Consider the following 20,938-nt stretch of genomic DNA (forward strand, 5'->3'; position numbering starts at 1 on the left):
CCTCGCTCCTACAAGTCATGGGTCGGTCGCATAATCCGTGCACGACCCATGACTTGTAGGAGCGAGGCTTGCCCGCGAATGGTTTTGGAGGCGCTGCTTAAGCCAGTTCGGCGACTACGGCCGCCAACGCCTTGGCCGGATCCGCTGCCTGGCTGATCGGACGGCCGATCACCAGATAATCTGAACCGGCATCCAGCGCCTGACGCGGCGTCAGAATGCGGCGCTGATCGTCCTGGGCGCTGCCCGCCGGACGAATCCCCGGGGTTACCAGTTGCAGCGACGGGTGTGCCAATTTCAGGGCCTGGGCTTCCAGAGCCGAGCACACCAAACCATCCATCCCGGCTTTTTCCGCCAACGCTGCCAGACGCAACACTTGCTCCTGCGGCTCGATATCCAGACCGATACCCGCCAGATCCTCACGCTCCATGCTGGTCAGCACGGTCACGCCGATCAGCAGCGGTTTCGGACCGGTGCGCTGGTCGAGCACTTCGCGGCACGCGGCCATCATGCGCAAACCACCGGAGCAGTGCACATTGACCATCCACACGCCCATTTCCGCAGCCGCCTTGACGGCCATGGCGGTGGTGTTCGGGATGTCATGGAACTTGAGGTCCAGGAACACTTCGAAACCCTTGTCACGCAGGGTGCCAACGATTTCCGAAGCGCAGCTGGTGAACAGTTCTTTACCGACTTTGACCCGGCACAGCTTCGGGTCCAACTGATCGGCCAGCTTCAGTGCGGCGTCACGGGTGGGGAAATCCAGGGCGACGATGATAGGAGTCTGGCAGGCGGACATGAGTGGGCTCTCAGGCAGGTCGAAATCGGCGCGCATTGTAGCGGAACCAGCGCCTCTGCGGGACCCGATGATCGGTAATTCGTCGAGGCGGCTCAAGCAATACTAGCCCTTGCGTCAATTGTGTCGAGTCAGATACACACATGACACGCCTGCAACACCCTTCAACGTTACCTTCGGCAGCCGCAACACGTCCTTACAGCACTTCCCGCCTCCGGGCCGGACGCCTATGCTGAAACCACAACCTCGCAGCCCATCTTTGTGGTTGGCAGCCTACTTGGCAGATGAACGCACGCATGCACAACACACCTGTGAACGACGATCAAAAAGCGCCCGGCGACGACAAACGCTGGAGCATTCGCGCCCTGATCGTCGACGATGACGTCCCGATCCGCGAACTGATGATCGACTACCTGGCCCGGTTCAACATTCACGCCAGCGGCGTCACCGATGGCGCTGCGATGCGTCTGGCGCTGCAAGCGGAGCATTTCGACGTGGTGGTGCTCGACCTGATGCTGCCCGGCGAAGACGGTTTGTCACTGTGCCGCTGGCTACGCGCCGAGTCGGACATCCCGATTCTGATGCTTACCGCCCGCTGCGAACCGACCGACCGGATCATCGGCCTGGAACTGGGTGCCGACGACTACATGGCCAAGCCGTTCGAACCGCGAGAATTGGTGGCGCGCATCCAGACCATCCTGCGGCGAGTGCGTGACGATCGCACTGAACAGCGCGCCAACATCCGTTTCGACAACTGGCGCCTGAACAGCGTGCTGCGTCAGTTGATCGCCGCTGATGGCCTGGTGGTGCCGCTGTCCAACGCCGAGTTCCGTTTGCTTTGGGTGTTCATCGAACGTCCGCGTCGGGTACTCAGCCGCGAACAACTGCTGGACGCCGCTCGCGGTCGCTCGATCGAAGCCTTTGATCGCAGCATCGATTTGCTGGTCTCGCGCCTGCGCCAGAAACTCGGTGATGACCCGAAAGCGCCGCAGCTGATCAAAACCGTTCGCGGTGAGGGTTATCTGTTCGACGCCAGAGATATCGGCTGATGCGTGCACGCTTCGATACGCTATTCGGCCGCCTGTTTGGCATGCTGCTGGTGGCGATCATCCTGGCGCACTTGTTGGCGTTTTTCTGGTTTCGCTATTACGGCCCACCGCCGCCCCCACCGCCGCCGGAATTTTCCGAAAACTTCGACGGGCAGCGCCCGCCGGTGGGCCCGCGCTTCGAAAATCGGCCACCGCGGCCGTGGTTCGGCGGCCCTTTGGTGCCGCTGACCTTTCAACTGGTCTCGCTGATCATCGCCGCGTGGTACGGCGCCAAACTGTTGAGCCGGCCGATCCAGCGACTGAGCGATGCTGCCGAGCGGCTGAGCGAAAACCTCGACAGCCCGCCTCTGGATGAATCCGGCCCACGGGAAGCACGGCAAGCGGCGCACACCTTCAATAAGATGCAGCAACGCATTCGTGAACAAGTGCAGCAACGCTCGCGGATGCTGGGCGCCGTCTCCCACGACCTGCGCACGCCGCTGTCGCGGCTCAAGCTGCGGCTGGAGCAGATCGACGACAACAAACTGCAAGGCCAGATGCGTCAGGACCTGGACGACATGATCAGCATGCTCGACGCCACCCTCACCTACCTGCACGAACAGCGCACCAGCGAAGCGATGCAATGGATGGATGTGCAGGCGCTGGTCGAATCCCTGAGTGAAAACGCTCAGGACCAGGGCGCCGATGTTCTCACCAGCGGCCACTGCACACCGTTACAAGTGCAGCCGATGGCTTTGCGCTCGTGCATCAACAACCTGCTGGACAATGCCCTGCGTTATGCCGGGCAGGCAGTGATTACGCTCCAAGACACTCGCGAAACCCTGGTGATCCGGGTCATCGACCATGGGCCGGGCATCGCGGCGGATAAACGTGAAGCGGTGTTCGAGCCGTTCTTTCGTCTGGAAGGATCGCGTAACCGCAACTCCGGTGGCGTCGGGCTGGGCATGACCATCGCCCGCGAAGCGGCCGAACGCCTGGGTGGACAGTTGAGGCTGGAAGAAACGTCCGGTGGTGGCCTGACAGCAGTGATTCGCCTGCCCCGTGCCTGATCACAACTCTGTGTACCGTTCGGTACAAACCCCATATACCCACGACAACTAGAAACACGGACAGCGCCACCGATCAGTCAAACGTGACCGAAGTCCTGAACAAAATGATCGCCAACCTGAGCAAGCAGTACTCGCTCGACATTGTGGCGACCGGGCAAATACCTGAACGAGGCCACATAAGTCAAAAGCTTCGCGGGCAAGCCTCGCTCCTACGGTCTAAACCCGTAGGAGCGAGGCTTGCCCGCGAAGAGGCCCTAAGTTCCAACAAAAATCTTAGGGCCGGCGATCCTCAACCCGAGCCTGACTCTTGCTCCAGTCGGTCAGCAAGCTGTAGGCCACTGCCAACAATGTCGGGCCGATGAACAAGCCAATAAACCCAAAGGCAATCAACCCGCCAAACACCCCGAGCAGCACAATCACCAACGGCAAATTTCCGCCCCGACTGATCAGGTACGGTTTGAGCACGTTGTCGACGCCACTGATGATGAACGTCCCCCAAATCCCGAGAAACACCGCCATCCCGTACTCACCCTTCCAGGCCAACCACGCCGTGGCCGGAATCCATATCAGTGGCGGTCCCATCGGAATCAGGCTCAGCAAAAATGTAACAACGCCCAGTACCAGCGCCCCGGGAACCCCGGCAATCAAAAACCCGATCAACGCCAGAACCGCTTGGGCCGCCGCCGTCCCGATCACACCGTTCACCACCCGCTGCACCGTGCCCGCCACCAATTCAATGTAATACCCGGCACGGTCACCAATCAGCCGTTCCAGCAACCCATGAACAAACGCCGCCAGACGCGGCCCGTCACGGTAGAAAAAGAACACGAAAACGATACTCAACGTCAGCTCGAGAATCCCGCCTCCAATCTGCGCACTGCGCGCCAGTAACCAATTGCCGACCTGGCCCAGATAAGGTTTGACCGCCAGCATCATCGCCGCGCCCTGCTGATCGATGCTGTTCCAGATCCCCACCAGCCGCTCACCCACCAAGGGCACACTTCCCAGCCAGGTCGGCGCTTGCGGCAGCCCATCGACTTGCACATCCTTGATGAACGCCGTGGCATCGCGTACATGGTCCGCGAGGTTGAACCCCAGCCACACCAACGGCACCGCCACCACCAACATCCAGCCGAGCGTCAGCAATGCCGCCGACAGAGACTCGCGGCCATTAAGCCAATGGGTCAGCAAACGCATCAGCGGCCAACTGGCAAACGCCAGCACCGCGCCCCAGAACAGCGCCGACCAGAATGGCGCCATCACCCAGAAGCTCGCGCCAAACAGCACCAGGAGCAGGATCTGCACCAACAGTCGATCGTTATTGATCATTTAAATCTCGAAAAAAGTCAGTCGGCAGAAGAGTAGGCGAACGCGGCTTGCACGTTCGCCCGATAAAGCTTATCGCAACAGTTCGATGTGCAAGCCTGCGCCCTCGACGCTGCCGGCTTCCATCCTGGCGGTACGCACCCCCTGTCCGATCAGTGCCTGACGCCAGGCTTCGGCCTTCGGCCCGGAAACACTGACCCGCAACGTGGTGTCCAGATTCAATCCACGGGAGATCAGGCGCAGCCAGGTATCGTCAGGCTCGCCGGTCAGTTTGGGGAAATCGAGCTCACCGGTGCTTTTGAGCTCCCGAAGCAAGGTTGCAGAAGTCGGCAGCAAATCGCCCAGCGGCGCAGCGGCGTCGAACTGTTCGACGTGCAGATAAGCTTTGCGATTGCCGCGCGTGATGCCGTAAAGCGCCACCAGCGTGTTGTCCTGCGGGGCCGCCAGGCGCAACAGCAAAAACGCTTGCTGATCATCAGCGCCATAGAGTTTGGCATTGCCGAAGACATCGTTAGCCCACAGGCTGCTTTCGCCGCAATCACGGGCCTGGCACCAAAACAGCAACTCGGCGCCCTGCTTCTGCAAGGCTTCGCGAGCGGCAGTAAATGCTTCTGTGGAGGAGTGCTCCGGTGGCAACTCGTAGGTCACCGAAGTGGTTTGCCCTCGCGCGCCGACCTGGCCGTCGAAGCGCAACTGGCCGCTGATTTTGCGGATCGAACCCAATGGATAGATCCGCTCAAGTTCGGCGACCGGACGATAGTCGACGATCTGCGCATCGGCCATACGCGGCACGATCGACAGGTCCTGGCTGCCCGGGACATCGGCGGCAAACAACAGGGGACTGATACAACACAGCGCCAGCAGACTGAGTGAACGCATGGATAGGCTCATCGGATCAGCATGGCCTGGGCACCTTTGACGACACTGGCATCATCGATGCGCTCGGGAACCAGCAAACCACGCTGCACCGCCGGACGCGCCTCCAGGGTCGCCATCCAGCGTTGCAATGCCGGCAGGCCGTCCACCGCGACACCGGACCACTCGTGGCCACGAACCCACGGAAAAGTAGCGATGTCGGCAATGCTGTACTCACCGGCCAGAAACTCCACGGCTTGCAGACGCGTGTCGAGCACTTCATAGAGGCGACGGGTTTCATGTTGATAGCGGTCGATGGCGCCTTGGAGCTTCTCCGGGAAGTAACGGAAAAACACGTTGGCCTGGCCTTGCATGGGGCCGATCCCTCCCACCTGGAACATCAGCCATTGCAGCACCACTGAACGCCCCCTGGGGTCTTTGGGCAGCAGTTTGCCGCTCAGTTCAGCGAGGTAAATCAGGATAGCGCCGGATTCAAACACGGCAAAATCGCCGTTGGCGCGGTCGACAATCGCCGGAATCCGGCCATTGGGATTGATCTTGAGGAAGTCCTTGGACTTCTGTTCCTTTTTGTCGAAACTCAAGGAGTGCACCGTGTAGGGCAGGCCGAGTTCCTCGAGCACGATAGAGACCTTGTGGCCATTCGGGGTCGCAGCGGTGTAGAGATCTATCATGGTTGTCTCCCATTTCAACCCGCCCAGCCTCGACAGTTGCCCGGCGCAAGTCAAGGAACGGCGAAGAACCGATTGAAACAGTCTGCGACAAGGTCGGCGCCGGGTTCGTCATTCAAGTGCAAATGATGGCCGCCAGGCAGCTGTTCACGGCTAAAGGGTAGACGCTCCAGCAACTCGGGATGTTTGGCGAGCATGCCGTCGGCAGCCATCACCAGCTTTGCAGGACAACTGACACGCAGGACGAAGGCCATCGCCTGTTCGGTGGTCAGACGCAGTGGCGACGGTAACGTGAGGCGGTTATCGGTGCGCCAGGTATAACCACCCGGCACCGGCATCAATCCACGTTGGGCCAGTAGTTCCGCGGCTTCGCGACTGACAGCAACCAAGCCTTTCATACGCGCCTCGATGGCCCGGTCGAGCGTTTTGTAGACCGGTTTGCGCTTCTCGCGCAAATCCAGTTGCGCTTGCAGGGCCATGCCCATCCGCTCGGCAGCGTTTTCACCTTTGTCTGTAGGAGGAATGATGCCGTCGATCAACGCCAGATGGGTCACTCGCTCCGGCAACGAACCGGCCAGCACCAGCGAAACAATGGCGCCCATCGAATGCCCCAGCAGCGCGAAGCGTTTCCAGCCCAGTTGTTCGGCGACTTGCAGCACGTCATGGGCGTAGTCCCACAGCGCGTACCCGGCACCGGCCGGACGATGCCCGGAATGACCGTGACCGGCCATGTCCAGCGCAATGATGCGCAAGCCTTTGAGCTTCGGCGCCAGTCGGGCAAAACTGTTGGCGTTGTCCAGCCAGCCGTGTAAAGCGATCACCGGCATGCCGTCTTCGGGGCCGAACAGGTGCGCTGCCAGCTCGATGTGCGGCAGGCTAAGGCGAACTTCTTCAACGACGTTGCTCATGCGCAATCCTGTTGGCGGCGACCTTCCCAGCGGCTGAACAGATTTTTCAGCAGCGTGGCCGTGTCCTGGGGACGCTCGAGGGGAAACATGTGACCGCCGGGCATGGTCAGAGACTCGCCCAACGGCATGCGTCCGACGGAACTGGCGTGATGACGCATCACCACTCGGCTTTTGTGCCCACGAACCACCGCCAATGGCACTTTCAGCTGACGTGCGCGGCCGGGGCTGGTGTGCGGCACGCCGCGGTAGATGCTGATTTCCGTGGCCGGGTCGAAGCGCAGACGCAGCGTGTCGCCGACCTTGTGCAAACCATGTTGCAGGTAAGCGTCGAAACATTCCGGATCAAAGCCGCGAAACAGGGTTTTGCCAGCGAAATACAGTCGAGCCGCTTCCAGATCGGCGAACTCTTCGCGCCGCCCCAATGTACGGCCGGCCGGAGTCAGGCGATCGATGAAACCAAAGCGTTTGGCCGCCCGGATCACCCATTGATCGGCACGGGTCAGCACCGGCGAATCAAGCATCACCACGCCGCGATAGAGCTCGGGGCACCGCAACGCCGCGTGCAGGTGCAGCACGCCACCGAAGGAATGGCCGACGCCCCAGACCGGTTCCGGTTGCTGCTTGAGGTGATGAATCAGCTCGTCCACCAGGTTGTACCAGTTGTCGTCCGCCGGAAAACGCGGGTCGTGTGCGTGCTGCTCCAGATGCGTCACCTGATACTCGGGCGCCAGCGCCGCGAACAACTTGCCATAGGTGCCCGAGGGGAAACCGTTGGCGTGGGCGAAAAATATCTGCTGCGACATACCGGTCGATCCATGAGCTAGAACAGGGGTTGATTGTCCGTAAGACTGGGGCCTACAGCAATGACCGTAAGTGCCAGGAATGATGACAGTCCGGTCAGGGTGATGCCGATCCTTGTAGCGGAACAGGGTGTTGCTTAGCGGGCGGGCGGATTCTCACCCAACGGCACCACAGCCATCGTCAACCGCGACACACAACTGGCCTTGCCTTCATCGCTGCTCAGCCGAATGTCCCAAACATGCGTCGTGCGGCCAATATGAATCGGCTTGGCCACCGCCGTGACCCGTCCACTGCGCAAGCCACGCAAATGGTTAGCGTTGATTTCCAGGCCCACGCAGTAAAACTTGCTGGCATCGATGCACAGGTAACTGGCCATCGAGCCGACGGTTTCGGCCAACACCACCGAGGCGCCACCGTGCAGCAAACCGTAAGGCTGGTGAGTGCGGTGGTCGATGACCATGCTCGCGGTCAGGGACTCTTCGTCGAAGGCTTCGAAACGAATATCCAGCACTTCGCCAATGGTGTTTTTCTGGATTGCGTTCAGTTGCTCGACGTTGGGAGTGGTACGCCACAGACTCATCGTTGTTTTCCTTTGTTGGCTTTATTCGTGGCTCAATCCTGCCACAGCACCGCTTCACTGCGCTCGCTCCATTCTTCGAAACGGGCACCGTACGCGGCTTCGATCACGTTGCGCTTGATCTTCAGAGTCGGCGTCAGGAAGCCGTTTTCCACCGCCCAACTGTCCTTGACCACCACCAAGCGAAGCAAGCGTTCGTGTTTATCGAGGACGCCGTTGACCTCCTCCAGAAGTTTTTCGAGGCTTGAATGCAGACTTGCGCGCGCCGTTCCGCTGGCGTCCTGCTGACCGACCGCCGAGAGCACGCACAACCCCAGCGGCGCACTCAGGCCATCGCCGACCACGCACACCTGTTCGATGCGCGAATGCACCGCGAGACGATTTTCGATCGGTGCCGGGGCGACGTATTTGCCTTTGCTGGTCTTGAAAATCTCTTTCAGGCGCCCGGTCAGGCGCAGGTTACCTTCGGCGTCTTCCTCGCCCTTGTCGCCGGTGCGCAGGAAGCCGTCCTCGGTGATGGTTTCGGCGGTTTTCTCAGGCTCCTTGAAATACCCGAGCATCGTCGCACCACTGCGCACCATGACCTCGCCCGACTCGGCGATCCACACCTCAACCTCTGGGCATGGCTTGCCGATCCAGCCGGGTTTGTTCTGGCCCGGCAGGCAAACGTGGGAATAGCCGCAGCTTTCGGTCATGCCGTAGACCTCCAGCACATCCAGGCCCAGTTTGCGGTACCACAGCAGCAAGGTCTGCGGCACTGGCGCGGCACCGGACAAGGCGATGCGCAAGGCATCCAGCCCGAGCCCGACGAGGACTTTGTGCCCTATCCGCTTGCCGATGATCGGCAGACCGAGCAGGAAGTCGAGACGCTTTGCCGGGATCTTGCTGTACACGCCCATCTGGAATTTGGTCCAGATCCTCGGCACGCCAAACAGCGCGGTCGGACGTGCACGGCGCAAATCGGCGAGGAAGGTGTCCAGGCTCTCGGCAAAAAATACCGTTTGCCCGGTGTAGATTGACGCCAGCTCGACGAACATCCGCTCAGCGACATGGCACAGCGGCAGGTAGGACAGCAGCCGATCCGACTCATTCAGGCCGAACAACTGCGTGCCGCGCGTGGTGGCAAACCCCAGGTTGCTGAAGCTGTGCATCACGCCTTTGGGCATGCCGGTGGTGCCGGAGGTGTAAATGATGGTCGCCAACTGGTCGGCGGACGGCTTGGGATCGTCCTGGATCGGTGAGCTTTTTTGCAGGTCGGCCCAGCAGAAATCGAACGTGCCGGGCGGATGCAACGGCAGGCTGATCGTCGGCAGATCAGCGCTGACCCCGCGAGACATGCCAGGCCAGTCATCGAGTTTACCGATGAACACCAGCGCCGCTTCCGAATGCTCAAGAACTTGGGCCACGGTCTCGGCGGTGAGGTTCGGGTAGAGCGGCACCGACACATGGCCGGCCATCCAGATCGCCAGGTCGGCGATGATCCAGTGCGCGCAGTTTTTCGAGATCAGGGCGATGTGGCTGCCTTGGGGCAATTCGCGCGCCCGCAACCAATGCGCGGCGCAACGGGCCTGATGCCCGACGTCTTCCCAGGTCAGCGCTTCGACCTCGCCGCCGCCCGTGGGCTGGACCAAAAAACGCTGATGGGGATGACGCGCTTCACGTTCGTAGAAGACGTCCAGCGGCAATCGAAAAGCAGCAGGCATGCGACTCGCTCCTTTATTTTTGCTCTGGAGCAAGCGTAGTCAACCAAGCAGTTGCTCGGCTGACTATTTCATACAGCAATCGGCAGCACCGCAGACCCTGTGGGAGCGGCGGTGCGACGATTCGACTTGCCCGCGATGCAGGCGCTGCGGTGCATCAGGCAGACCGAGTGGATGCCATCGCGGGCAAGCCACGCTCCCACAAAAGCAGGATCAGGGGTGTTTTATGCCGTTGAGTTTCATGCCCCCGGCCAGCGGCAAGTCGCCTTCGAGTTCGGCAAGGCCGGCGGTGGGGACCGCTTCCAGGTCCTGCACATGACCGTGCTGAAGGTAACCCAACAGGTTGCCGACCAGTGGGTTATGACTGACCAGCAGCGCGTAATCGACAGACACCAGCTGCTCTGCCACCGCTTGCGGGCGGTTGTCGGGGGTCAGCCACTCGACCGTGCGAATCTCCGGTTGGAAGCCCAAGGCTTCACGTACCAGCAACGCGGTCTCCTGCGCTCGCAGGAAAGGACTGGCATAGATCGCAGTAAGCGGCTTGCCGATCAACTCGGCGGCAGTGCGCAGCACTTCTTCACGACCGTGGGCCGTCAGTGCCCGCTCGGAATCAGGACGTTTGCCGTGTGGTTCAGCTTCACCATGACGCAATACCCAGAGTTTCATAGCTTGGGTTCCTCATCTCGGGCTGGATGCGGGGCTGGCGCCACGACGTGCGGCGCTTCACCTTCCGGTGTACGCGGCGTCGGCCAGTCGGCGAACGGCCAGGGTTTCTGGTCGCTGTGGAAACTGCCGAAACGACCGATCTGTGCCAGAAACTGGCTCAGGCTGTCGCCGAAATTCATCAGGCTGGCGCTTGGGGCACCATAGATCAAACGATAGATCAACTGCACCAACACCACGGCGCCGAGGATGAATTGCGCCACTTGCCACACCAGCACGTAGACAATCATCCACAACACCCTCAGCAGGATGGATTCGTACTTGGCTTCTTCTTTCGGATCGTTCATGTCTTGCTCCCTGCCCCTGTCATTGAGTACTCAGTTGAAACCACTGGTGGAAATGAAATCGACGTCGGTTTTCGGCTCGGCACGCATCAATAGACCGATCACCTGCTCCAGCGTGCGCCCTTCGAACAGGATGGCGTGGAGCCCGGCGACCAGCGGCATATACACGCCCACCTCCTGAGCCTTGGCCTTGAGCACCTTGAGGGTGTTGACCCCTTCGGCGACTTCGCCCAGGCGCGTGACCGCGTCTTCCAGGCTCAAGCCCTGGCCGAGGGCGAACCCGACCTGGTAGTTACGGCTTTTCGGCGACGAGCACGTGACGATCAAATCGCCGACGCCCGCCAAACCAAGGAAGGTCATTGGGTTGGCGCCCTGATTCACCGCAAAGCGGGTCATTTCCGCCAACGCCCGGGTGATCAGCATGCTTTTGGTGTTTTCGCCCATGCCCAGCGCCACTGCCATGCCGGCAATGATCGCGTAGACGTTTTTCAACGCGCCGCCCAATTCCACGCCGAAGCGGTCGGCGCTGGCGTACACGCGAAAGGTCCGGCCATGCAACGCCTCCTGGACCCGCTGGCAGAGTTCTTCGTCTTCGCTGGCGACCACCGTGGCGGTCAGCGCGTGTTCGGCGATTTCTCGGGCCAGGTTCGGTCCGGACAGTACGCCGATGCGCGCTTGCGGGGCGATCTCTTCGAGGATTTCGCTCATCAGCTTGAAGGTGTGGGCTTCGATGCCTTTGGTCAGGCTCACCAGCAACTTGCCGCTCAAACGTGCGGCGTGAGGAGCCAGCACTGAGCGCAGCGCGCTGGACGGCAGCGCGACGAAGCACAGGTCGCAAGCTTCCAGGGTGGCCAGCAGGTCAGTGACAGGCTCGACGGCCGGGAGAATCTTGATGCCTTTGAGGTAACGCGGGTTCTCGCGATTGACCCGAATGGCTTCGGCCTGTTCAGGGTCACGCATCCACTGCCGCACCTGATGCCCGTTCTCGGCCAGCAGATTAGCCACGGCGGTACCAAAACTTCCGCCTCCCAGGACCGCAATTGGGCGCTGTTCAGTCATATGCAATCCGTTAATCCATACCAGTGGCGATGACGGCATTATACGGAGCGGCCCAGTGGCGGCCAGCCCCCGCATCAATTACTGGCACTTATAGGAAGAAGACCAAGAAAACCGAGGAAAATGCCCACAACGTGACTGGAAAAGTCATTGCGCTCGGTTAACATGCGCGCCAATTGTTCGCTATCAAGGATGTGTTGTGTCGTTTGGCTCCCCTTCATCTCGCTCGCCGCTGGTACTGGCGCTGATTTTCAGCTCGCCATTGCTCGCCGACGACTTGTTCCTCGACAGCGAGCCGCTGCCGCAAGTGTTGACCGCGACGCGACTCAAGCAATCGCCGGCCGCGGTGCCGGGGAGTATGACGGTAATCGACAGCGAACTGATCAACGCCAGTGGCGCCCGGGACATCAGCGAGTTGCTGCGACTGGTGCCGGGGATGATGGTCGGCAACATCAGCGGTAACCAGGCGGCGGTGAACTATCACGGCACCAACGCGACCGAAGCGCGACGCATGCAAGTGTTGATCGATGGCCGCTCGGTGTACCGCGCAGGCCTGGCCACGGTGGACTGGAGTGACATTCCGGTGGCCATGGAAGACATTGAACGCATCGAAGTTTTCCGCGGCCCGAACACCGTCAGTTATGGCGCCAATGCGCTGATGGCGGTGGTCAACATCATCACGCGCAATCCGGCCGACAGCCACGGCACGCGGCTGAAAGTCACTCGCGGGCAGCGCGGCATCGACGACTTTTACGCCAACCAGGGTGTGGGCTGGGACGGCGGCGACCTGCGCCTGTCGCTGTCCGGTCAACAAGACGACGGCTTCGACTCGGACCGTAACGGCGCCGATTACCGCGACAGCCGCCGCCTGAATCGCTTCAACCTCGCGGTCAGCCAGACGCTCACTGAAAACCAGAGCATCGATTGGCAATTGAATGCCAAGGACGGGACCAACCAGCGGCCGTATACCTACCGCCCGGTTTTCTCGGGGATTACCGCTGCCGGGAACAATTCCGACGTCATCGCTAAGGACTACGCTGGCTCGCTGCGCTGGAACCTCGACATCGATCCCGATCACAGCCTTTATATCCAAGGCTCGGCGCAACACTGGGATCGTCAGCAAACCTGGCGTGCCTGCGATGCCGAGGTTTCGTTCAGCCCGCAGTTGACCGAGCTCTGGCAGCTCAACCCCAATTACACCGAACGCCTGGCGCGCAACATGGAGCGTTACACCGGCCCCGGCGCGCCAGCAGGTGACCCGGCCCAGCGTGCACTGGCCAATCAAGTGCTGGACCAGTGGAGAAACGGCGCCCGACAAACCCTCTGCGGTGACATCGACCAAAGCGCCCGGGAGTCGCGCTACGACCTCGAAGTGCAGGACACCCTCAGCCTGTCCGATAATCTGCGGCTGGTCAGCGGCATGAATTATCGTTACGACCGGGCAGATTCCGAGACTTACTTCAATGGCACCCTCGACGACACCACCTGGCGGGCGTTCGGCCAACTCGAGTGGCGCGCCACCGAGCATTGGTTGCTGCAGGGCGGAGCGATGTTCGAAGACACGCAATTGATCGGCAGTTCGCTCACCCCTCGGGTGGCGATCAACTACCTGATCAACCCGCGCCATGGCCTGCGGGCGGTGTACTCGGAAGCCATCCGCTCGCCGGACATGTTCGAGAACAACGTCAACTGGAGTTATCGGGTGACAAACCTGCGGCCCAGTGCCTATGGCCAGTCCAGTGCCCGTTATTTCGTCAAGACCCGCGGCCCCGGCGACCTCGAACAGGAGCACATGCGCTCCCGGGAACTGGGCTACAACGGCTACTTTGCCGAGTGGGGACTGGCGGTCGATGTGAAGCTGTTTTACGACGAAATTACCGGGATGATCAGCGAACCGCTGCGCAACAATCAGTACATCGCCAGCAACGCGAACAGCTCGCGCTTCTCCGGGACCGAAACCCAGCTCGACTGGCGAATCAGCAGCGCCGATCGCCTGCGCCTGACGTATGCCTATGTCGACGTCGAGGCGAGCAACCCACAGGATGCGCAACAGACTGCTCGAAACAGCGGTTCCGCCGGTTGGCTGCGCAACTGGGGCCATGGCTGGAACAGTGCGCTCTTCTACTACGGTGATGATGCCTTGAACGGTTACCGCTTCGAACGGGTCGACACACGCATCGCCAAACGCATCGGCCTGGGCAAGGCGAGCCTGGAATTGGCCGGGGTGCTCCAGCAACGCCTCGACAGCCAGCCCACTACCTTCGTCGACAATAACTACGACGAGCGCCGGGTGCTTTACTTCAGCGCGGAGCTGGCGTTCTAAGATGCTGCATCGCCCGACACCGAAGACGCCAATCCTTGGCCGCCTGCTGGCCGGGTTGTGCCTGGTGTTTGCCGGCCTGCTGAGTCCCTTGGAGGCCACCTCCGCGGATATTTTGCTGACCGGCGCCGAGAACAGCCCGGGCATGCAATCCTTCACCCAGGCCCTGAGTGAATTGCGGCCTGCCGATAACGTGCGCTTCCAGCCACTGGCCAGTCTGCCGGCGCCGGGTAAACTGCCCACCAGCACCCGTTTGATTCTGCTCGACCTGCCGAGCCTCGACTGGCGCCTGCAAGACGCCCAAGGCCCGGCGACGCTGGTGCTGCGCATCAGCCGCCTGCAAGCCCGTCAGCATCTGGGCGCCACCCTGCCCCCGCGCCTCAGCCTGCTCTGGAGCGACCCGCCCCTGGAGCGACAATTGCGCCTGACCCAACTGCTCCTGCCTCAGGCCAAACGGGTCGGCGTGCTCTTCGACAGCCACAGCGAATTCCTCTTGAAAGAACTGCATCAGGCCGCCCACTCCCTGGGCCTTGAGGTGGTCACCGAGCGCTGGGATAACACCAACGACAGCCGGTCGCTGCAGACCTTGCTGAAAAACAGCGACGTGTTGCTGGGCCTTGATGATCCCGACTTGTACAACCCGAAAACCGCGAAGAACCTGTTGCTCAGCAGTTATGCACGGCAACTGGCACTGATCGGTCCTAACGCCGGGTTTGTCAGGGCGGGGAGCCTGGCCAGTACCTACAGCGATCAGAGCGATTGGCTGGCGATACTCGACGAACTGCTCGACCGGCCGCCCGCCACGTGGCCACGTACTCAATACCCGCAACACTTCAAAGTCTTAAGTAACCCACAAGTGGCTCGTTCATTAGGCATTGAACAGATGAATGAAACCTCTGTCGCAACACAGTTGGCCGAAGGAGAAAAGCGCCCATGACCTTCCGTCGCCGTTGGGACATCAACACCCGCACGCAAATCATCAGCCTCGGCCCTGCCCTGTTGCTGACGTTGCTGTTGATCAGCTTCTTCACCTTCGTGCGGATCCAGGACCTGCGCCAGGAGCTCAACCACACCGGGCAGCTGATCGCCAACCAACTGGCACCGGCCACCGAATACGGAGTGATCTCGGGCAATAACGAGGTGCTCGACAGTTTGCTCAAAGCCACCCTGGCCACGCCCAATGTGCGCTTTCTGGAGGTCCAGGACAGCGCCAACCGGATTCTGGTGTACGTCGAGCAACCGTCGGAAACCCACAACCGCTCGCACCAGGTTGAAGTGTTCCAGGCCCCGGTGCGGCTGCAACGAATCGCGCTGCACAATGATTTTTTCCAGGGCAGCAAAGTCGCCAACACGGCCCCCGCCGAGGACTACCTGGGACGGGTGATCGTCGGCCTTTCCAATGACGCCTTCAGCCAGCGTCAACAGGAAATCCTGTTCAAGGCCGGGATCCTGGCGCTGTTTGCCCTGGTGTTTACTTTCCTGATCGCCCGGCGACTCGCCGGCAGCCTCTCGCAACCGATCCGCGACATCGGCAACGCGGTCAAGGCGATTCAGGACGGCGACTACAAGACGACGCTGCCGATTGTCGACGACACCGAACTGGGCGCGCTGTCGCAACACATCAACAACCTCGCCGACGGCCTCGAACAAGCCAGTCGCGAACAGCATCAAGCGATGGCGCAGTTGATCCAGACGCGCGAGGAAGCGGAAAAGGCCAATAACGCCAAATCCGATTTCCTCGCGATGATGAGCCACGAACTGCGCACGCCGATGAATGGCGTGCTGGGCATGCTGCAACTGCTGGAAACTACCGCGATGACCGAGGAACAGGTCGAATACGCGGCGCTCGCCTCGGAGTCCACCGAACACCTGCTCAAAGTCATCAACGACATTCTCGATTTCTCGCGCATCGAGCGCTCGGAACTGGAGTTGGAGCACATTCCGTTCAACCTCGCGGACCTGATCGGCAGTTGCGCCCAGTCGTTCACGCACAGTGCCGTGCAACGCGGGTTAAACCTCACGCTACTGATCCCCGAGGACATGCGCGCGTTGCAGGTTCAGGGCGATCCGACGCGCATTCGGCAGATCCTGGTCAACCTGATTGGCAATTCGCTGAAATTCACCGAACAAGGCCGTGTCAGCATCGAACCGCAATGGCAGTCGCTGGATCATGAACTGCTGTGGTTCACCTGCACCGTGCGCGACAGCGGGATTGGTATCTCGGCCGAGAGCCTGGAATTGATGTTCAACGCCTTCCAGCAGGCCGACAGTTCTATCTCGAGGCGTTACGGTGGCACCGGGCTGGGCCTGCCGATTGCTCGCACGCTGGCGGAACGCATGGGCGGTACTTTGCGCGCCCAGAGCGAGGAAGGTCGCGGCTCGGTGTTCACCCTGGAAATTCCGCTGGCACTCTATAAACAGACGCTGCCGGTATTGGTGCCACGTACTCAGACCGGCACTGGTGATGGCGAAGGGCGCAACGTGTTGCTGGTGGAAGACAATCCAGTCAACCAGACGGTCATCGAAGCAATGTTGCGCAGTCTGGGCTTTACTGTCAGCGTCGCCACCGATGGGGCGCAGGCGGTGCGCAGTGCCGAGAGTCTGATTTTCGACGCCATTCTGATGGACTGCCGACTCCCCATCATCGATGGCTATGAAGCCACCCGACAGATTCGCCAATTGCCCGGCTGCGCTGACTTGCCGATCATTGCCCTGACCGCCAACGCCTTGCAGGGCGACCGTGAAGCCTGTTTATCGGCGGGAATGAACGATTACCTGGCCAAGCCCTTCAAACGCACTGATCTGCAGCAAATTCTGCAGCGCTGGGTACAGTAGTGCAGGCCTTTCGGCTATCTGCGACTGGCGTGAAAGGCGAAAGTGCGGCAGTCTTAGGCACCCGAACAGGCCCGAAAAGGGGCTTGAATAATAATTTCAGTGCACAAGTGTACATTCATGTCCTTGGTGCTGTGACTTTCACCACAACGCAATAGTCTATGAGTAGGCTGCTGGCTCGAGGCATGAACGCTTCGATCGGCCGGGAAGATTTGCCCCACCTGCCGCATGGGATTATTGAGGAGCTCGCATGACCAAACAAAACGCCTTTACTCGGGAAGACCTGCTGCGCTGCAGTCGCGGTGAGCTGTTTGGCCCAGGTAACGCGCAACTGCCCGCCCCCAACATGCTGATGGTGGATCGCATCACCCATATCAGCGAAGAGGGTGGCAAGTACGGCAAAGGTGAATTGGTCGCCGAGCTGGATATCACCCCGGACCTGTGGTTCTTCGCCTGCCACTTCGAAGGTGATCCGGTGATGCCAGGCTGCCTGGGCCTCGACGCCATGTGGCAACTGGTCGGTTTCTTCCTCGGCTGGCAAGGTTTGCCGGGCCGTGGCCGCGCACTGGGTTCGGGCGAAGTAAAATTCTTCGGCCAAGTCCTGCCCACCGCCAAGAAAGTGACCTATAACATTCAGATCAAGCGCGTGCTGAAGGGCAAGCTGAACCTGGCCATCGCCGATGGTTCGGTCAGCGTCGACGGCCGCGAGATCTACACCGCCGAAGGCCTTCGGGTCGGCGTTTTCACCTCCACTGAAAACTTCTAAGGGTTATCCGCATGCGCCGCGTCGTTATCACTGGTCTGGGCATCGTATCGTGCCTGGGCAATGACAAAGAGACCGTCTCCGCTAACCTGCGTGCAAGCCGCCCTGGCATCCGGTTCAACCCGGAATACAAGGAAATGGGACTGCGCAGCCAGGTTTCCGGCTCCATTGACCTTCCCCTCGAAGAGCTGATCGATCGCAAGATCTATCGCTTCGTCGGCCACGCGGCGGCTTACGCCTACCTGGCCATGAAAGACGCCATCGCCGACTCCGGTCTGACCGATGAGCAAGTCTCCAACCCGCGTACCGGCCTGATCGCCGGTTCCGGTGGCGCCTCCACGCTGAACCAGATGGAAGCGCTGGACATCTTGCGCGAGAAAGGCGTGAAGCGCGTTGGCCCGTACCGTGTAACGCGGACCATGGGCAGCACCGTTTCCGCCTGTCTGGCCACGCCGTTCAAGATCAAGGGTGTGAACTACTCGATCTCCTCCGCCTGCGCCACCAGTGCTCACTGCATCGGTACTGCGGTCGAGCAGATCCAGCTGGGCAAGCAGGACATCGTATTTGCCGGCGGCGGTGAAGAAGAACATTGGAGCCAGTCGTTCCTGTTCGACGCCATGGGCGCCCTGTCCACCCAGTACAACGAAACCCCGGAAAAGGCCTCCCGCGCCTACGACGCCAAGCGTGACGGTTTCGTCATCGCCGGCGGTGGCGGCATGGTGGTGGTCGAAGAGCTGGAACACGCTCTGGCCCGCGGCGCAAAAATCTACGCGGAAATCGTTGGTTACGGCGCGACCTCCGACGGCTACGACATGGTCGCTCCAAGCGGCGAAGGCGCCATCCGCTGCATGCAGATGGCCATGTCCACCGTGGATACCCCAATCGACTACCTGAACACCCACGGCACCTCGACTCCGGTTGGCGACGCCAAGGAAATGGAAGGCGTGCGTGCGGTATTCGGCGACAAGGCTCCGGCGATCAGCTCCACCAAGAGCCTCTCCGGTCACTCCCTGGGCGCCGCCGGCGTTCACGAAGCGATCTACTGCCTGCTGATGATGGAAGGCAACTTCATGGCGGGTTCCGCCAACATCGACGAACTGGACCCGGAAATGGCTGACATGCCGATCCTGACCAAGACTCGCGAAGACGCCACCATCAATACCGTGATGAGCAACAGCTTCGGCTTCGGCGGCACCAACGCAACGCTGGTACTGAAGCGCTGGCAGGGTAAGTAATTCCCCGCTGCTTCACTGCACCTAAAAACGCCCCGACTGGTTCGGGGCGTTTTTTTTGTGCCTTTGCTTTTGCTTTTGTAGGAGCCAGGCTTGCCGGCGAAGGCGCACCCAAGGACGCCTTCGCCGGCAAGCCTGGCTCCTACAGGTACCGGTTTCAATCCGCCGTTTTCATCCTCGCGAACATGAAGCTTTTGTCATAAAACTCAATGCCCTGCGACCGAATGTCGCGTATTTGGCGGGCTGCAGGACTTTCTCCGTTTTTGCAGAAGTCCGTTACCAAACTCAGTCGTTTACTTAGCCAGCTAACCAAACATATAACAGAGTCCTGCACATGCCTTGCTGCAGATAACAGAGATTGGAGCTAGCAGATGACTGTAAAAGTAACTGAACGCGACGATTCACATATGTCCCATGAAGGCGTAGCCGCCGGTATCCGGATTTGGGATGTGTACCAACAAGACATGCTGGTGGGGATGTTCCACTCCGAAACCGACGCCCACAGCTACAAGGCCGAACTGGAAAAACTGGAGCAGCAACGAGAGCTCCAATCCGCATAAGCAATGACGGCATTGAAAACGACAAACCCCGCCATGAGCGTAATGCTGTTCACTTAAGGTTGGGGTACATATCCGTTTCTGCGGTAACGGCGGCTAGCGGTTTCGCTTTTACAGCGAGTCACTTTCGAAAAGCGCGAAAGTAACCAAAGCGCTTTGCCCCGCCATTCGGTGCCTCGCCCAGGCTCGGCATGCCCTCACTCCGGCATTGCTCCGGGGGCCCGCCGCCATCGGCCATCCATGGCCGGTGGCGGCTACCGCGGCATCCTTGCCGCGGTGCCCCCTGCGCAACGCCTGCGTTCGGCCTCTGGGAAAGGGGCAGCAGATCTGAAGCCAAAGCAAAGCAACAGCAACGGCAAGATCAAAAGATCAAAAGATCAAAAGATCAAAAGATCAAAAGATCAAAAGATCAAAAGATCGCAGCCTCGCTTCTCGACAGCTCCTACAGGGAAATGCGTTCACTTGAAGCCAGGCCGGCCGGTAGGCCGCCTCGCGCTGGCTTTTGCGGTGCACGCCCCCTCACGCCCTGAGCTTCTCCGTCAACCCGGCATGGATGCCGGGTTAGCCGCCCCCGGCCATGGATGGCCGATGGCGGCGGGCCCACGGAGCAGGACCGGAGCGAGGGCATGCCGAGCCTAGGCGAGGCACCGAACGAAAGGGGCAAGATCCCTTGGTTACTTGGGGTTGGGCGGCACTCCGTATTTCCAAGTGACTCGCTGTAAAAGCGAAACCGCCCTCAGCCATCACCTAAATGACGGATATACACCCAATCAAAGCCCCCGATCAGCACCCGCCACCAATGTGTAGGTCCGCCTGAAGCCCCGATACTAAGTGAACAGCACGTCGTTGTTGCAGCCTTTAACGGCTTACCACATCAAATCGTCAGGGATCTGATAGGCCGCGTACGGATCGTCTTCGGCAGCGACTTCTTCGGTCTTGACGTTCAGCTGCACGATCCGCTGCGGATCGCGCTCCTGGATCTTCAGGGCCGCCTCACGGGGGATCACTTCGTAACCGCCGGCGTGGTGCACGATCGCCAGGAAACCATTACTGAGCTGGTTGCGCATCAGCGTGTTAACGGAGATGCGCTTGACCTTCTTGTCGTCGACGAAGTTGTAGTAATCCTCGGTCGTCAGCTTCGGCAGACGCGAAACTTCGATCAATTGCTTGATCTGGGCGGCGCGGGCCTTGGCTTCTGCCTTCTCCTGCTGTTGGCGGTTCAGCTCCTGGTCGCGCTTGACCTTCTCGGCCATGGCTTCCTGGGCGGCACGCTGCTGGGAGTCATCGAGTTCGATCTGACCTTTGTGGGCCAGACGCTGCTGCTTCTGCTTCTCTTTGCCGACCTGTTTGGCCTGCTTCTGGTTGACCAGCCCTGCTTTGAGCAACTGGTCGCGAAGGGAAATGCTCATGGTGCTTATTACTCA

20 protein-coding genes and 1 pseudogene are annotated in these 20,938 nt (G+C 60.4%); 9 read left to right on the forward strand and 12 right to left on the reverse strand.

Features of this window, described 5'->3' with window-relative positions; translation table 11 throughout:
* Positions 1-97: 97 nt before the first annotated feature.
* Positions 98-796, reverse strand: a complete 699-nt coding sequence (gene pyrF / locus ACYZT0_RS18535; RefSeq protein WP_461969457.1) for an orotidine-5'-phosphate decarboxylase — start codon at positions 794-796, stop codon at positions 98-100.
* Between the two features lie 293 nt (positions 797-1,089).
* Here pyrF and ACYZT0_RS18540 point away from each other — a divergent pair, with 293 nt between their 5' ends.
* The 3 genes and pseudogenes from ACYZT0_RS18540 to ACYZT0_RS18550 form a co-directional block, all read left to right on the forward strand.
* Positions 1,090-1,842, forward strand: a complete 753-nt coding sequence (locus ACYZT0_RS18540; RefSeq protein ID WP_462042449.1) for a response regulator — start codon at positions 1,090-1,092, stop codon at positions 1,840-1,842.
* Entirely contained in the window at positions 1,842-2,891 is a 1,050-nt protein-coding gene (locus tag ACYZT0_RS18545; RefSeq protein ID WP_462042450.1) for a sensor histidine kinase, read from the forward strand. Before ACYZT0_RS18540 ends, ACYZT0_RS18545 begins: the two co-directional genes overlap by 1 nt.
* A gap of 50 nt (positions 2,892-2,941) precedes the next feature.
* Positions 2,942-3,071, forward strand: a pseudogene (locus ACYZT0_RS18550) (histidine kinase); the annotation flags it as partial.
* A 93-nt stretch (positions 3,072-3,164) separates the two neighbouring features.
* Here the strand turns inward: ACYZT0_RS18550 and ACYZT0_RS18555 are convergent.
* The 10 genes from ACYZT0_RS18555 to ACYZT0_RS18600 all read right to left on the reverse strand — a co-directional run bounded on the left by ACYZT0_RS18555 (position 3,165) and on the right by ACYZT0_RS18600 (position 11,813).
* Positions 3,165-4,220 carry an AI-2E family transporter gene (locus tag ACYZT0_RS18555; protein WP_462042451.1) on the reverse strand — a complete coding sequence of 352 codons (1,056 nt, stop codon included), beginning with the start codon at positions 4,218-4,220 and terminating at the stop codon, positions 3,165-3,167.
* Between the two features lie 69 nt (positions 4,221-4,289).
* The gene (locus ACYZT0_RS18560; RefSeq protein WP_462042452.1) at positions 4,290-5,096 is read right to left on the reverse strand and encodes a DUF4892 domain-containing protein; all 807 of its coding nucleotides are present in this window, start codon (positions 5,094-5,096) and stop codon (positions 4,290-4,292) included.
* A gap of 8 nt (positions 5,097-5,104) precedes the next feature.
* A complete protein-coding gene (locus ACYZT0_RS18565; protein WP_462042453.1) occupies positions 5,105-5,764 on the reverse strand; it encodes a glutathione S-transferase family protein in 660 nt (219 codons plus the stop codon).
* A 50-nt stretch (positions 5,765-5,814) separates the two neighbouring features.
* Positions 5,815-6,669 (reverse strand): alpha/beta hydrolase, encoded by an 855-nt coding sequence (locus tag ACYZT0_RS18570; protein ID WP_462042454.1) that lies wholly within the window; start codon positions 6,667-6,669, stop codon positions 5,815-5,817.
* Positions 6,666-7,472, reverse strand: a complete 807-nt coding sequence (locus ACYZT0_RS18575) for an alpha/beta fold hydrolase (protein ID WP_449645240.1) — start codon at positions 7,470-7,472, stop codon at positions 6,666-6,668. The genes ACYZT0_RS18570 and ACYZT0_RS18575 overlap by 4 nt, the downstream gene beginning before the upstream one ends.
* 134 nt (positions 7,473-7,606) lie before the next feature.
* Positions 7,607-8,050 (reverse strand): hotdog fold thioesterase, encoded by a 444-nt coding sequence (locus tag ACYZT0_RS18580; RefSeq protein WP_462042455.1) that lies wholly within the window; start codon positions 8,048-8,050, stop codon positions 7,607-7,609.
* A 32-nt stretch (positions 8,051-8,082) separates the two neighbouring features.
* A complete protein-coding gene (locus ACYZT0_RS18585; RefSeq protein ID WP_462042456.1) occupies positions 8,083-9,750 on the reverse strand; it encodes an AMP-binding protein in 1,668 nt (555 codons plus the stop codon).
* Between the two features lie 210 nt (positions 9,751-9,960).
* The gene (gene sixA, locus ACYZT0_RS18590) at positions 9,961-10,413 is read right to left on the reverse strand and encodes a phosphohistidine phosphatase SixA (RefSeq protein WP_462042457.1); all 453 of its coding nucleotides are present in this window, start codon (positions 10,411-10,413) and stop codon (positions 9,961-9,963) included.
* Positions 10,410-10,757: a DUF4389 domain-containing protein gene (locus tag ACYZT0_RS18595; RefSeq protein ID WP_462031833.1), complete on the reverse strand. Its 348-nt coding sequence runs from the start codon at positions 10,755-10,757 to the stop codon at positions 10,410-10,412. The genes sixA and ACYZT0_RS18595 overlap by 4 nt, the downstream gene beginning before the upstream one ends.
* 30 nt (positions 10,758-10,787) lie before the next feature.
* Entirely contained in the window at positions 10,788-11,813 is a 1,026-nt protein-coding gene (locus tag ACYZT0_RS18600; protein ID WP_282375661.1) for an NAD(P)H-dependent glycerol-3-phosphate dehydrogenase, read from the reverse strand.
* Positions 11,814-12,009: 196 nt separating this feature from the next.
* Here ACYZT0_RS18600 and ACYZT0_RS18605 point away from each other — a divergent pair, with 196 nt between their 5' ends.
* The 6 genes from ACYZT0_RS18605 (at position 12,010) to ACYZT0_RS18630 (ending at position 19,517) form a co-directional block, all read left to right on the forward strand.
* The gene (locus tag ACYZT0_RS18605) at positions 12,010-14,133 is read left to right on the forward strand and encodes a TonB-dependent receptor plug domain-containing protein (RefSeq protein ID WP_462042458.1); all 2,124 of its coding nucleotides are present in this window, start codon (positions 12,010-12,012) and stop codon (positions 14,131-14,133) included.
* A gap of 1 nt (position 14,134) precedes the next feature.
* Positions 14,135-15,067, forward strand: a complete 933-nt coding sequence (locus ACYZT0_RS18610; protein WP_462042459.1) for an ABC transporter substrate-binding protein — start codon at positions 14,135-14,137, stop codon at positions 15,065-15,067.
* Positions 15,064-16,965 carry an ATP-binding protein gene (locus tag ACYZT0_RS18615; protein WP_462042460.1) on the forward strand — a complete coding sequence of 634 codons (1,902 nt, stop codon included), beginning with the start codon at positions 15,064-15,066 and terminating at the stop codon, positions 16,963-16,965. The genes ACYZT0_RS18610 and ACYZT0_RS18615 overlap by 4 nt, the downstream gene beginning before the upstream one ends.
* A 247-nt stretch (positions 16,966-17,212) precedes the next feature.
* Entirely contained in the window at positions 17,213-17,728 is a 516-nt protein-coding gene (gene fabA, locus ACYZT0_RS18620; RefSeq protein WP_042560484.1) for a 3-hydroxyacyl-[acyl-carrier-protein] dehydratase FabA, read from the forward strand.
* A gap of 11 nt (positions 17,729-17,739) precedes the next feature.
* Positions 17,740-18,960: a beta-ketoacyl-ACP synthase I gene (gene fabB, locus ACYZT0_RS18625; protein ID WP_462042461.1), complete on the forward strand. Its 1,221-nt coding sequence runs from the start codon at positions 17,740-17,742 to the stop codon at positions 18,958-18,960.
* Positions 18,961-19,328: 368 nt separating this feature from the next.
* Positions 19,329-19,517, forward strand: coding sequence for a hypothetical protein (locus tag ACYZT0_RS18630; protein WP_462042462.1), 189 nt, complete (start codon positions 19,329-19,331; stop codon positions 19,515-19,517).
* Positions 19,518-20,380: 863 nt separating this feature from the next.
* Here ACYZT0_RS18630 and ACYZT0_RS18635 read toward each other — a convergent pair.
* Complete coding sequence (locus ACYZT0_RS18635; RefSeq protein ID WP_462042463.1) at positions 20,381-20,923, reverse strand: DUF2058 domain-containing protein; 543 nt, start codon at positions 20,921-20,923, stop codon at positions 20,381-20,383.
* Positions 20,924-20,938: the final 15 nt, after the last annotated feature.

The organism is Pseudomonas sp. ZS1P83 (genome assembly GCF_054897825.1).